Consider the following 13,548-nt stretch of genomic DNA (forward strand, 5'->3'; position numbering starts at 1 on the left):
CCCAATTATTTCTCAAAAAAAAAGAGCATTTAGCTCCTTTACTTTACTATTTTTTGCAAATAATCCCAGCTTTAACTAAATACTGTTTTTCAATTTGCGTTGTGCAGCAAAAATACCAGCAACACCCAGCATACCAAAAATTACTGAAGGTTCGGGGACTGTGGCCGGTACACCAACGATGATCTCTGGGTCATAAATACCATCCTGTGACATAGTACCATCAAGTGTAACTAAACCTGAAGGTACAGCTACAAAACTGAACTGTAAATCTGTTTGTCCTTCATAGGTGTATCTGTAGATTTCACTGGCTTGTATGGTATCTACTCCAGCCAATAGTGGCTGGAACTCAGGAGGTACAGTGCTAAATAATAGATCACGAGCATTAAGTACACCTGCTAGCCCAATTTTAATGGGGCTATTGAGGTCTTCTTGGGTGACATAGGCGATATTAGGATCACTGAAGCGTTTATAACCTCCATTATCGACAAAATTGTTAAATAAAGCCTGACCAATGGGTGTCCCAACTAAATTAGCAAAACCATTGGCTGATAAGGCCTGATTAAACCAAAACTGACCAAAGGATAAACCTGTATCTTTGTAAGTATCAGTCCAGTCAGTCTCAGTTAAACTACTGATAATAAGATTCCTACCATTAATTGTCCCTTCCAAGGTAGTATTTTTGGTGAAATCAAAACCTGGTGTTTCACTACTAGCAGCTAACTCTACATTACCTGTAGGATTGGCAGCACTGGCATTTTCCAGGACTTTTGCCACGTTTGCTAGTGTGCTGTCCACTATAAAGGTATTTACATTGTTGGCATCATAAACGAAATAATCGGTTGGGTTAGTGCCGCCAATAGTAATATTTGTGAGAGTAGCAGCTTGTGTTGGGCTAGTAGCGATCGCACTAACACTAACAGCCATTGCACTTCCCATGATCAATGTAGCAAAACTCTTGTTCATCAACAATTCTCCATCTGGTTTGTAGTATGGATTGTTACTGATGACCCTGATAACTCCGATGGGGCTGGACTACAGGCTGAAAGTGTTTAAAAATTCTGCTGCTTGTAGAAACAACCCTTATAGGTAGGAGCTAGATTTAGTAGCTTTTCATATACAACCAGTATAAAAAACCGCAAACTTAATTAGGTAAAGTTTCTGTAGATTGTTTGTAAAATTATTACGAGGTTTTTGTATCATTCGGGTACAAGAACTCGGCAATTCTTTGTACAGCAGTTTCTAATAAAGGTGGTTCATGGACTAAAGCAAAGCGGACATATCCTTCTCCGCATTTCCCAAAACCAGCACCGGGGGAAGCCGCGACACCTGTTTGTTTGACTAACTGAGTACAAAACTCCACAGAGTTTTTATCCCAAGGTGAGGGTAATTTAGCCCAAATGTACATTGTGCCTGGAGGGGTGGGAACTTGCCAACCGATTTCATGTAAGGCGGTGATAAAAGCATCACGCCGTTTACGGAAGGTAGCAACTGCTGCGGTGACTCCAGTTTGAGGACCAGTGAGGGCGGCGATCGCACCGTTCAAAATTCCTTTATACTGATTAAAATCCACGGCTGCTTTGACTTGGCGTAAAGCTTGAATTAATTGGGCGTTACCGATGGCGTAACCGATACGGAAGCCACCCATATTATAAGATTTGGAAAGGGTAAAAAATTCAATAGAGGTGCTTTTATCTGGGTCAGCTTGCAGCACAGAAGGAACGATATCCCCAGTTTCTCCAAATACCAAATCGACATAGGGGAAATCGTGAACTAAGGCGATATTATGCTGCTGACAAAAGGCCACGGCTTCTTGGAAAAAAGACAAAGGAGCGATCGCCGCCGTGGGATTATGAGGATAGCTCAATACCATCATTCGTGATTGAGCCAAAACATCCCCAGGAATCTCAGCAAATACTGGTAAAAAATTGTTTTCCGCCCGCAGGGGCATTGAGTATATTTGACCACTAGCCAAATAAACTCCCCCGGCGTGGGAGGGATAACCAGGATCAAGCAACAGGGCAAAATCCCCTGGGTTCAGCAGTGCTAAAGGTAAATGGGCTGTACCTTCCTGGGAACCAATCAGGGGTAAGACTTCAGTTTCTGGGTCTACTGCGATGCCAAATTTCTGTTTATACCAGCTAGCTGCGGCTTGGCGAAATCCCTGAGTACCATGAAACAGTAAGTAACCGTGGGTACTAGGATCATGGAGAGATTCCGCCATTGCTGCAATGACGTGGGGTTGGGCTGGTAAATCTGAAGACCCCAAAGACAGATCAATTAACTGTCGTCCTGCTGATAAAGCCTCAGCCTTAGCCTTGTCCATATCAGCAAAGACATTGGATTGTAGGGGTTGTAAACGTTTCGCAAACTGCATATTAGTTATTAGCTCTTCGGCTAGGCTTCCTGAGTAATTCCTCAGCTACTATTGACTAATTACTACTTAAGTGTGTATCTAAGAAGCTGAGTAATTTTTCTTTGCCAATCACACCTTCTGCGGATGCTAATACTTGGTCTCCTTGAACAAGTCTCAGGGCTGGTACTCCTTCTACTTGATACTGTTTCACCGTCATGGGGTTGGGATCGACTTCTATTTTCACAACTTTCAGGCGATCGCCATATTTGGTAGCCGCTAGGTTAATGAATGGCGACATCAACTGACAAGGGCCACACCAGGAAGCCCAAAAGTACAGCAACACAGGCTGTTCGGCTTTTAATACTTCGGTTTCAAATTCACTATCAGTTATAGTGATTACACCCTTACTCATTGCGGTCTCCATTAGCTGGCATTAATCAAAGTTCACACACAGAATACTTTACCCTAAAAAGGCTGACTGCTGTTAGCGTACCAAGGCATAGAGCTTAATTAACCTCGACAAAATGTAAAATCCCACACCTGTTGGTTGTGGGACACACTCAGTAACAAACCAGATTTTGCGCCGATTACTGCCTAAAATTACAGTTGATCTAATTCCTTGCGTAGGGCTTCTAGCTCAGAATCAACTGGTTCAGGAGATGTATTCGGTGTGGTGGTGTTGGTTTCTGGTTGTGGAGGTAGGGCTGCTTGGGGTTCGGGCGCAGGGGATAGCATTCCTGCCTTTAACGCTGCTAATTCGTCATCAACATCGCTACTTTCTAACTGAGCGAATTGGGTTTCTAAGTCTGCACCAGCCAACTCTGCACCAGCTTGGGCGCGGGCTTCTTGCATCATGACTTTTTCTTCCATGCGCTCAAATGCGGACATAGCGCTGCTGCTATTCAATCCCCTCACCATACCTTCCAATTGCTCTTGGGCTTTGGCGGAGGTAATCCGAGCTTTAAGCATTTCTTTTTTGGTCTTGGCTTCGGAAATCTTGCTTTCTAGCTGGATTAAGTTGCGCTTAAGGGTTTCAGTTTGAGTACTTTGTTGGTCAAGGCTGGTTTTCAGCGCCATTCCAGTATCACTAAAACTTTTTTTGCGTTCTAGGGCTTGTCTGGCTAGGCTCTCATCGCCCTTTTGTAATGCTAGTTGGGCGTTACGTTGCCATTTGTTGATTTCATTTTGGGCATCATTATACTGTTTCTCCGTGCGTTTTTGAGCGGCGATCGCCTGAGCCACACCCTGACGCAACTGCACCAAGTCTTCCTGCATTTCCAGGATGGCTTGCTCTAGCATTTTTTCCGGATCTTCAGCCTTATTAACCAAGTCGTTGAGGTTAGAACTGACTACTCGTCTAATTCGATCAAATAATCCCATAATTACGGTTTTCCTTCTAGAGTTTACGGGCTTTGTGAGAAAGTGCGCTTTTTTATTATTTAAAAGGTTCCTATTCCAATTTAATCTTTCTGGTTGGCTTCGGTACTGGCCGACACCTATTATTTTTTACGATATATCCTAACTTTGTTGATTGCCCAACTTTTAAGAGTCTGAAGATTTAGGTAACTTTTGTGGTGTACCATTTTCACCTGCTTCTAGGATCTGTCCTCTCATGGCTGCTAGTTCGCTATCAATGTCACCACTGGCTTCTAGGGAGTCAAATTGTTTTTGCAAGTCATCAGTACCCAGTTCGGCGATCGCTTCTGATTGGGCTTCGATTTGCAAAACTTTATCTTCCATGCGCTCAAAGGCATTCAGACTGCTGGTGGCGGAACTAGAATCTAGCATATCCTGGAGTCGGACAGAAGCCTCAGCTGAACGGGCGCGGGCTATATACATATCTTTTTTACTTCTGGCCTCGCTAATTTTTAACTCTAGCGATCGCATATCCTTTTTCAATCTAGAAACTACATCATTTTGCTGTTCTATTTGACTAAATAGGGTTTTGGAAGTTTCTTGATAAGCTTTGCGTTTTGTTAAAGCCTCCCGTGCTAAAACTTCATTCCCTTGTTGTAATGCTAATTGAGCGCGGCGATACCATTCCTCTGAAGTTGATTTTGCGGCTTCTGCTTGGCGTTCTGTACGTTTTTGAGTAGCGATCGCCTGTGCTACCCCTTGTCGCAACCGCACCAAGTTTTCCTGCATTTCCAATACAGCGTCTTGCAGAATTTTTTCGGGATCTTCGGCATTATTGAGAAAACTATTGATGTTAGCGCGAATTATCCGCAGGATACGCTTGATAAATTCCATATCGGCTCTCCATTGATGTTTGTCCACAGCGCCCACGCGCCGGACTAGGGACCCAGTAACCAGTACCCTATCCTTTCATCTATCCTAGACTTTCACAACTCAAGGCTGCTGAATCCTGGCTTTCAGACCCTGGGAATTTAGCTCTTTGACTCTTGCTTCTGCTGCTTCTGGGGTCTTGACCGCAGCCAAATAAATCAAAGTTTCTCCCGGTGATAAATAAGCATCAGGAACGATTTTTTGGGCATCAGAGAGCGCGCGATCGCCTCGATTATCCATAACTACATAATAAAAGCCATCTGCTGACGGTAAGATTTCCCCATTTGTATTGACTGGATTTCTACCTTCCTCCACCATACTTTCTGCTGTAGAACTTGGGGCTACATCTACGGGTACTGGCTGCAACTGTGGTAACAACTGCACAGGTGGTTGAGTAATGACAGGACTGGGTGTTGGTTGGGACTTGGGTTGTAAACCAACTATATCACTGGGGTTTCTCACCTCTGGAAATTCTTTTGCTGCCAGATTAGGATACTTAGCTATTGGTGTAAGTTTTGTTTCCGTCTCACTAGGAGTATCATCTATAGCTGTGGGGGATGATTCCCTAGAAAACAATCTTCCTACATTAAACTGAGACCACCCTTCAGCATTAGGATTGAACACTACATAACCCAGAGTCAGACTAGCTACTAATAACAGCAACATCGAGCCAAGACCCAAAGGGGATAGCAAACTATCATAGGAATTACTCGGCTGCGGTGTAGACTCCTCTTCATCTGTCAAACTCCGTAACAAGGCTTCACTAGATTCCAAGTAGTCATCTGGTGCTAAGGTATCCTCACTGGGAGTCAAGTTTTCCTCATCCCGAATTGCAGGTACAATACTGCTGGTAAAATTTGTTGCAGACTGGGGAATTTCTGTGTGGACAGACTCAGAAGCTAAGTTTAAATCTTCTACCGTCTCCTGAGTAGGTGCTGGGTTGTCTTTGGGAGTCTCATTAAATATAAATCCCGCCTGAGTCTGTGTATTAGTTGTATTTTCCACCTCTGTAGGTTTATGCTCAGGCAAATCTACGGTTTGACTACCGACGTAATTTTCCATAAGGGATTGATTCTGAATCTTGACTCCCAGGCGTGTGCGTCGATATCGGGCTAACTCTTGATCTATAGGTAATTCTAAGCTAGCTAGCGCCGCCGCTAATCCTGGTTTCAACCCAGACTTAGATGATTTTGTGGTGGAATTTACTAAACTATTTTGATTCATGACTATGGGTCAAACCTAGACTATGGGATGAACTTGAGATACATTAAGCGCAATCTTAGCGAAAATTATTTTATAAACATAGAACTTATGCAGAAATCAGCAAAAACATTACCGCTTTTTCTGACCAAATGCTAGGAAATTCCAGGGTTTTCCCTGGGACGTAAGTTCTCAAACAGACAAAAAATATCTTGGCTCACAAATGTCGTTACAATCAGTTAATAATATTTTAGGCATTCTCCAACAACAGGCTCAATGGCAACAACACCCATTTCAGAGCTTACTCCAGTTATGGCCGGATGTTGTGGGAAAGGTAGCTGCTAGCCATACGCGACCATTATCCATCCAGCGTCAGGTTTTGCAGGTAGCTACTTCTAGCGCTGCTTGGGCGCAGAACATGACATTTACACGCACAACACTATTGTTAAAGCTAAATCAACAGCTATCTGAGCCTTTGGTAGATATTCGCTTTTCTACTAAAAATTGGCAAGCTCTTCCAGATTATTTGCAACAAAAAACCCTCATCCCCCAGGAACATCCCAGTTATCTCGGTGATGTCCGTATTTCCTCGCACCAGGTTAAATCTAGTATTGAAAGCCCTAATACTGCTTTTACAAATTGGGCTAAAACAATGCAAATGCGATCGCATGGTTTGCCCCTTTGTCCTCAATGTCAATCTCCCACCCCACCCGGTGAAATCCAGCGTTGGGAAGTTTGTTGTGTTTGTGCTGCCAAAGATTTTTAGTATACATAGCAACCTCTGAAACCATACGCAGCAACGTCTCTGAGCGCACTTTCTTTGTCAAAATAATCCATCTACACAGGGAAATTTCACCCCCAGATTCATAAATTTAGCATCCTGCCTAAATGCAAACTTTAACCATTACCCTTGATCCCTAGCAAGTTTTTGTTAAAAAATCCCATGTAGCTACTACTGTGATCATTTATATATATAACAAGAATATAAAGACATCATAAAGTTTAATTATCATTGGGGATCGCTGAAACCTATGTAAAATAATGACTTTTTGGTTAAATTACCTCTTAAGGTATAGGAGCAAAATATAAGTATGTAAATCAGCCATTAAATGTATTTAAAGATGTAACCAAATGAAACCCATTAAATTCTTGACATCTGCCTGTAAATATTGTCGTCATTACCAGCCGGAAGGTCGTCGGGGCGGAATGTGTCAGCAGTTAGGAAGTCCAGTCCAAGCAGGTTGGAAAGCTTGTTCTTTGGCGCTTCCACCTTTTGTATCTTCTTGGGAAACATTGGAAGACGCTTGGGATTTACCAGATGCAGCAAGAGTTTTATGTTCTTCGGGAAAAGTCAGTGTAGATTCAGATAATACTTTGATGGTCTCTGTACAATAAATCCCTAACTCCACCCCCCCAATTGGCTCAGAGTAAGGTAGTAAAAATTCAATTGCTAGAAAATAAGATCATTTTTTTTAATCGTAAATTTTAACTCTCAAAAAATTGCACCTGGTTCTCAGGTGCAATTCTGATAATTTTAAGGTAACCAAGGAAAGGTGCGAAAATTCGGGGGACGTTTTTCTAGAAAGGCTTCTTTGCCCTCGGAACCTTCTTCTGTCATGTAATACAGTAGAGTTGCATTCCCGGCCAATTCTTGTAAACCGGCTTGTCCGTCACAATCAGCATTAAATGCTGCTTTCAAACACCTAATTGCAATGGGACTTTTTTCTAAAATTTCCTGCGCCCATTGAATACCCTCTGCTTCTAATTTTTCTACTGGCACAATACAATTGACTAAACCCATATCTAAGGCCTCTTGGGCATTATATTGGCGACAGAGAAACCAAATTTCCCTCGCTTTTTTTTGTCCCACAACACGGGCGAGATAACTTGCACCAAAACCACCATCAAAACTCCCTACTTTCGGGCCAGTCTGTGCAAAAATCGCATTTTCGGCAGCAATGGTAAGGTCACAAATCAGATGTAAAACGTGTCCACCACCCACCGCATAACCAGCCACTAAAGCAATTACCACTTTTGGCATGGAACGAATCAGGCGCTGTAAATCCAACACGTTTAAACGAGGAATACCAGCATCGTCAACATAACCCGCCTGTCCCCGGACACTTTGGTCTCCACCAGAACAGAAAGCGTATTTTCCATCAGTATGGGGACCAGCCCCAGTAAATAGAACTACGCCAATACTAGTATCTTCACGGGCATCACAGAACGCATCGTACAATTCAAATACAGTTTTAGGACGGAATGCATTGCGTTTATGGGGACGGTTAATGGTGATTTTGGCAATGCCGTCGGTTTTATGATATAAGATATCTTCGTAGTTTTTGGCAGTTTGCCAGTGGATTTGGGTCATGAATAATTGCGCTGTTGTGCTTGAGAATTGTATCGCGGCTAGAGGGCAATGGGGAAGTTTTCAGCAGTGTTCTACGCAGAGAGAGATGGCAGAATTAAGTTATGATATTTTGAGCTAGTTTATGTAAGTTTTATTTTCTCCAGTGATCAATCCCAGATGCTTGAGTGTCTCGGTGAAGATATAAACCCAAAATTGATTAATATTTTTATAGGTAATTGGTAATAGATTCAGACATAACCATTAGATAATTATTAATTACGTTTAGAGAAGTGGGGTTTTTACCCTACCAAATGTCAAATTTACTCTCAATATCTTATGGATTGCATTCATTTAACCAATATTCGCTGCTATGGCTACACGGGGTATCTACCAGAAGAACAGGTATTAGGACAATGGTTTGAGGTGGATGTGAAGTTATGGTTAGATATCTCCGCAGCTACTAAGAGTGACGCAATTGAAGATACTCTAGATTATCGCAGCGTGATTAGCTCAATACAAAATCTGGTGAAAACAGCTAAGTTTTCTTTGATCGAAAGGTTAGTAGGTGCGATCGCTGATTCTATCTTAGAACAGTGCGATCGCGTCACACAAGTTCAAGTAATTGTTAGTAAACCCGCCGCACCTATACCAGACTTTGGCGGCAGAATTAGTATTGAAATTACTAGAACTAAGTCTAACCTCTAAAATTCTAGTCTGCTTTTTGCAATTAACAAGCTTTATCACCCAAAAGACAAAGCATAACGCTGTAATGCCAAGCTGTTGATCATATTGAAACTCACAAACAGCTTGGCCTATATGATCATTGACAAAATTATACTTTTCTGATGATTGAATCTAAAAAAGTTAAATTTCTCAGATTTTTTCCCTAAAACTTATTAATTAAATACGACTATAATTGTAAAAATTCCTGCAATTTCTTTTGTATATCTTCTTGTTGAATATAAACCTCTGCCGCCTCAATTAAATTATTGATGTTTTCTGGAGTAGCATCATCGATATCATCACTTAAGCGTTTACCTGTTAAATCCCTATCAAGCTTGAATTGCAAACGGAGAACCCGATCTTTCATAATTCTATTAGTAATGTACTCATGAATATTAGAAGAGGCATCCAATAATACACTAATTAATGGTTGCGCCCATTGTAATAGACCCCAAGCTTCTGCTTTTTCAAATGGTATAATCCTGGTCAGATTACCAGTACCAATTGAAAGCACACTAATGTCTTGCAAGTTATGGCCTAATCTTAGGGCTTCAGCAACTGCACAGCTAGAAGGGTTATTAGAAGCGACACTACCATCAATAGCAGAGTAGATAGTTTGAATTGAGTAGCTAGAAGTATGATCAGGAATAGTTTCCCAAGGAGTATCTATCAAGGCACATCTTTTTGCTCCTTCATACTTTTTGATTTTGCGTGTTTGTCCTTCACCAGTACCATCAATGATTCTAATCTTGTTATTATTATAGATATTATTCATTGCGGATACTTGATCACATAATACTATGTCATTTTTACTTCCACTATTAACTTTACCATTAATTATTCTCTCTATTTTATGGGCGGGAAAGAACGTTGGAGCCGAAGAAGAAGAAATGCAGACTTGCCACAAAGGAATATTGCCATAATCTGCATCTTCACGCCAGCTTTTAAATACTATTGGTTGTCTAGTAATGGTATCGTAAGCAACAATTAATAGTAATGGGTCTGTAATATCTAATAGTTGTGTATTTCCTAAAATCTCTTTGAGGACTGTAGCAAAATTATTATCTGTAAACTTGGGTGCAGATACACCATACTTGAATAGTAAAGGAAATCGCTTCCATGAAAAACGACTTTTGTAGGGAAATATCAGGGAGCCTGTTCGTTTATATATCTCAAGAATTTCTTGGCCACTAAGTCCTATGGCGACCCCGGCTGCTAAAATCGAACCGGTGGAAGTTCCAGCAATTAGATCAAAGTACTTATTCAATGGTTGATTAATTTGCTTCTCGATAGCAGCCAGCATGGTTGCGGAAACCACTCCGCGTATACCCCCACCATCTAAACTTAAAATCCGAAAAGACATATTTAACTAAACTCCGTATTAGATGATAATTCATCAGTAATAACTTTGAATATTGATTATTGTCAAGCTAGAGACTAAATTTGGGCTAAAGTGCCATCTTCACTTCAGTGTTTTATAGATTTATTGCCTATAGTTGCTGAATAGGAATCTCGATCAAAAATTCTGTCCCCTTTCCAGGTTCCGAAACACACCCGATTTTTCCTCTATGCTGATCTACTATAATTTGGTAACTAATAGATAATCCTAAACCAGTTCCTTTCCCCACAGCTTTGGTTGTAAAAAATGGTTCAAATAATCTTTGTTTAACTTTTGAATTTATGCCTGGACCATTATCTTTAATACTGATAATTACGCTATGTTGATTTTTAACTGATGTATGAATCATAATTACACTAGACTGGTGTTCAATTCCTTGATCATCATTTATTTTTTCTATATTGATAGCCTCGATAGCATTGTTGATAATATTCATAAATACCTGATTTAATCCTCTGGGATAGCATTCAACTAGAGGTAAGTTGCCATAATCTTTAATAATTTTAATTTTCTGCTGCTGATGGTGAGTTTCAAGACCAGTCTGCAAAAGTAACAGGGTACTGTCAATACCTTCATGAATATTAACAAACTTCATTTCTGCTTCATCAACACGAGAAAAGTTACGCAAATTTAAGACAATCTCACTGATACGCTCAGAACCAACTGTCATTGAAGAGAATATTTTCGGTAAATCATCAATTATAAAATCTAAATCGATCTCCTCAATCAAATTACTTATTTCTGGAGAAGAATTAGGATATTTTTCCTGATATTGATTAATCAAGTTTAGTAACTTGTGAGTATATTCTTTGACGTAGTTTAAGTTACCATGAATAAAACTAATTGGGTTATTAATCTCATGAGCAATACCAGCCACTAAATGATTTAGTGAGGACATTTTTTCAGTATGAATCAATTGTACTTGAGTCTGGCGCAGTTTTCGTAATATTTCTTTTAGTTGAATATTTTTTTGTTTTAATCTTTTTGTTCTCAGATCCACTTGCATTTCTAATATAGAATTAGTTTCTTCTAAAGCCGCTTGAGCATTTTTTTTAGCTTTTAAATATTCTTTTAATAAACTTAGGACTAAATACCATGCGGGGATAAGTATTATTAAGCTGAGAATAGAACCTAAAATAGCCCAAATCATTGTTTGGCGATACTCAGTTAACTTCTGCTGTAAACCCAGTGAAATGTTGCGGTTTCTTTGAGCTACACCATCGGCGTAAATCTGTTTATTAATGTTATACTCAGTGCTGGATAATAATAATTGTGCTGTCTCTTTTTGATTATTTCTTACTAAATCAAAAGATTGATATTCCATTTCTACTAACTTCTGATTTGCGATATCAACTTTTCGAGAATTATCATTTTGATAGGTTGCAGGAGCGAGGTTAATAGATTTTTTAATTGCTGTATCTAGTTGAGGTTCAAATTGACGATATCGGTTTTCCCAAAAAATATTTCCTGTAGCTGCATTCATCCGGGCTGACATAGTTAGTACTTCGTCAAGATAAATGATTTCATCACTTATTTTTTGAAGCTTGAATTCTTGTTTACTAATATTATTGAAGTTATAATATGCTTGATAGTTGAGCCAAACTTGAGGGATAAATAATAGTAAGGTTAGCAATACTGTTAAACTCACTAGCTGAGAGGGACTAGATTTCAGTTTATAAAATAAATTCATTTTTCTGCTTTTACATAATATATTTAAATAGAGAAATCCTACATCAATTGTTAAATTTGTCAGTATTATAATCCCGATATCTGCAAAATTCCAGGATTATGGTTGTTAAAAAATGATGGCGGAATGCTAATTAAGTAATTTTATCAGTAAAGTAAAAACTATTGCTACCAAAAAGTGTAGCATTCTGAATCAAGAGCAAATATCTTAGAGGTAAACATCTATTTTTTGCTTAATTATTTTAAATCGGAGGGTAGGATAGTTAAGCAAATTGTGATAATAGTTATTTTTGAGGTTGGGTTAAACCAAGTCAAACCCAACGTAAATGTTAATTTTTAGGAACTTCTAAAATTTGTAATCTCTAGCAAGCCAATAATGCCAATCAGCGATCGCGTCTTCAGTTTCCTTATCAGTATTAATTGCTACTAAATCTGATAACTTAGCTGTAAAAACGTCTTCATCCTGGCCATGAGGATAAACTACTTCCACATACATATCTTTTAAACATTCATCGTCTGGTGCCATTCCTAGCACCTCAACTTTTTTCTCCTCGACTGCGGATGTTTTGCGTGATTTCTGCCTCAAATTAGCCATAAAAGGCACATTCAGGTTATCGTCAAGGTAGTAGTACCAACCCATTGCTCTGTCTTCTTTGTCTTCAGCATCGGCAATTATTTCTGTTTTAATGCGATGCTCTCGATTTTCGTCACGTTCAACATTAGGCATAAGATCAAAGCTTATGTATGATGCACCTTGATATGGTATAGCCTTTTAGCGATCGCGTCCAGCACTACGGCAAAGCAGATCGCCTGTCAATTTTTGATCTGCTGTTTTACCCAATCACGGAAAGAGCGAATCATCGGTATTTCCCCAATTTTCAAACTTTCCTGCAAAAATCGAGGAATTTGCGTTGTTAAAGGCAGATGAGCAAAAGTCAGCGAAACATCACAAGGAATATATACACCCTCTCGCAACTGGTAAATCTGCATTACAGGTTCGTCATAACGCCAAACCTCTGGTACTCCCAAAGCCAGATATATCGGAAGTCGGTCAATAGAAGCACTGGTATAGTCCACCTCAATTACTAAATCAGGAGGAGGATCTTGGCTTAAATCGAGATTCTGCTTACTTCGCATCACAGGTTCATTCTGGATATAAAAACTCGAATCTGGTTCCACACCCCTCTGTAAGTCTTGGCGCTTACAAGTCACAGAACCAGTACTTTTCAGCTTCAGATTGAGTTCCTCTGCCAAAGCAAAAACCAAGTGTTCAAGCAGTCTATTATTATACTCATAGGGCATTAAAGGAGTCATAATTTCCAGTGTTCCGTGGTCATAAACCAGGCGCGTTGCCCGATTATCGCCCATTTCTGCGAGGATAGTTTCAAAGGTATCCCAACTGATGTTGGGAAGAATGGCGCGTTGGGAATGAGTGGGTGCAGTGATCACCATAGGACTTATTCTCCGGTTTTCTAGCAAGATATCAAAGGAGTGAGCAGGCGATATGCTTTGCAGCAGCACTTGGCGATCGCGTCTTGCTGAACCTACTCT

14 protein-coding genes are annotated in these 13,548 nt (G+C 40.1%); 3 read left to right on the top strand and 11 right to left on the bottom strand.

Annotated elements, in window-relative coordinates:
- Positions 1 to 75: 75 nt before the first annotated feature.
- The 6 genes from VB620_RS06280 to VB620_RS06305 all read right to left on the bottom strand — a co-directional run bounded on the left by VB620_RS06280 (position 76) and on the right by VB620_RS06305 (position 5,863).
- Entirely contained in the window at positions 76 to 963 is an 888-nt protein-coding gene (locus tag VB620_RS06280) for an NF038130 family PEP-CTERM protein (protein WP_323195285.1), read from the bottom strand.
- A gap of 217 nt (positions 964 to 1,180) precedes the next feature.
- Complete coding sequence (locus VB620_RS06285) at positions 1,181 to 2,374, bottom strand: LL-diaminopimelate aminotransferase (protein ID WP_323195286.1); 1,194 nt, start codon at positions 2,372 to 2,374, stop codon at positions 1,181 to 1,183.
- A 55-nt stretch (positions 2,375 to 2,429) separates the two neighbouring features.
- Positions 2,430 to 2,765 carry a thioredoxin family protein gene (locus VB620_RS06290; protein WP_323195287.1) on the bottom strand — a complete coding sequence of 112 codons (336 nt, stop codon included), beginning with the start codon at positions 2,763 to 2,765 and terminating at the stop codon, positions 2,430 to 2,432.
- 188 nt (positions 2,766 to 2,953) lie between these two features.
- Positions 2,954 to 3,733 carry a PspA/IM30 family protein gene (locus VB620_RS06295; RefSeq protein WP_323195288.1) on the bottom strand — a complete coding sequence of 260 codons (780 nt, stop codon included), beginning with the start codon at positions 3,731 to 3,733 and terminating at the stop codon, positions 2,954 to 2,956.
- 162 nt (positions 3,734 to 3,895) lie between these two features.
- Complete coding sequence (locus VB620_RS06300; protein WP_323195289.1) at positions 3,896 to 4,603, bottom strand: PspA/IM30 family protein; 708 nt, start codon at positions 4,601 to 4,603, stop codon at positions 3,896 to 3,898.
- A gap of 99 nt (positions 4,604 to 4,702) precedes the next feature.
- Positions 4,703 to 5,863, bottom strand: coding sequence for a hypothetical protein (locus tag VB620_RS06305; RefSeq protein ID WP_323195290.1), 1,161 nt, complete (start codon positions 5,861 to 5,863; stop codon positions 4,703 to 4,705).
- Between the two features lie 199 nt (positions 5,864 to 6,062).
- Here VB620_RS06305 and VB620_RS06310 point away from each other — a divergent pair, with 199 nt between their 5' ends.
- Both VB620_RS06310 and VB620_RS06315 read left to right on the top strand, forming a co-directional pair.
- The gene (locus VB620_RS06310; RefSeq protein WP_323195291.1) at positions 6,063 to 6,605 is read left to right on the top strand and encodes a DUF721 domain-containing protein; all 543 of its coding nucleotides are present in this window, start codon (positions 6,063 to 6,065) and stop codon (positions 6,603 to 6,605) included.
- Positions 6,606 to 6,970: 365 nt separating this feature from the next.
- Positions 6,971 to 7,234, top strand: coding sequence for a hypothetical protein (locus tag VB620_RS06315; RefSeq protein WP_323195292.1), 264 nt, complete (start codon positions 6,971 to 6,973; stop codon positions 7,232 to 7,234).
- A 139-nt stretch (positions 7,235 to 7,373) separates the two neighbouring features.
- Here VB620_RS06315 and menB read toward each other — a convergent pair whose 3' ends face one another.
- Positions 7,374 to 8,210 (bottom strand): 1,4-dihydroxy-2-naphthoyl-CoA synthase, encoded by an 837-nt coding sequence (gene menB, locus VB620_RS06320; RefSeq protein WP_323195293.1) that lies wholly within the window; start codon positions 8,208 to 8,210, stop codon positions 7,374 to 7,376.
- A gap of 315 nt (positions 8,211 to 8,525) precedes the next feature.
- Between menB and folB the strand changes: the two genes are divergently transcribed.
- On the top strand, positions 8,526 to 8,894 hold the full coding sequence (folB, locus tag VB620_RS06325; protein WP_323195294.1) for a dihydroneopterin aldolase: 369 nt from the start codon (positions 8,526 to 8,528) through the stop codon (positions 8,892 to 8,894).
- A gap of 205 nt (positions 8,895 to 9,099) precedes the next feature.
- Here folB and VB620_RS06330 read toward each other — a convergent pair whose 3' ends face one another.
- The 4 genes from VB620_RS06330 to VB620_RS06345 form a co-directional block, all read right to left on the bottom strand.
- A complete protein-coding gene (locus tag VB620_RS06330; protein ID WP_323195295.1) occupies positions 9,100 to 10,275 on the bottom strand; it encodes a patatin-like phospholipase family protein in 1,176 nt (391 codons plus the stop codon).
- 127 nt (positions 10,276 to 10,402) lie between these two features.
- On the bottom strand, positions 10,403 to 12,001 hold the full coding sequence (locus tag VB620_RS06335; RefSeq protein WP_407674183.1) for a sensor histidine kinase: 1,599 nt from the start codon (positions 11,999 to 12,001) through the stop codon (positions 10,403 to 10,405).
- 342 nt (positions 12,002 to 12,343) lie between these two features.
- Complete coding sequence (locus tag VB620_RS06340) at positions 12,344 to 12,724, bottom strand: calcium-binding protein (protein WP_323195297.1); 381 nt, start codon at positions 12,722 to 12,724, stop codon at positions 12,344 to 12,346.
- A gap of 86 nt (positions 12,725 to 12,810) precedes the next feature.
- Positions 12,811 to 13,449 (bottom strand): Uma2 family endonuclease, encoded by a 639-nt coding sequence (locus VB620_RS06345; RefSeq protein ID WP_323195298.1) that lies wholly within the window; start codon positions 13,447 to 13,449, stop codon positions 12,811 to 12,813.
- Positions 13,450 to 13,548 lie beyond the last annotated feature (99 nt).

The sequence above is a fragment of the Nodularia harveyana UHCC-0300 genome (assembly GCF_034931085.1).
Taxonomy (GTDB): domain Bacteria; phylum Cyanobacteriota; class Cyanobacteriia; order Cyanobacteriales; family Nostocaceae; genus Nodularia; species Nodularia harveyana.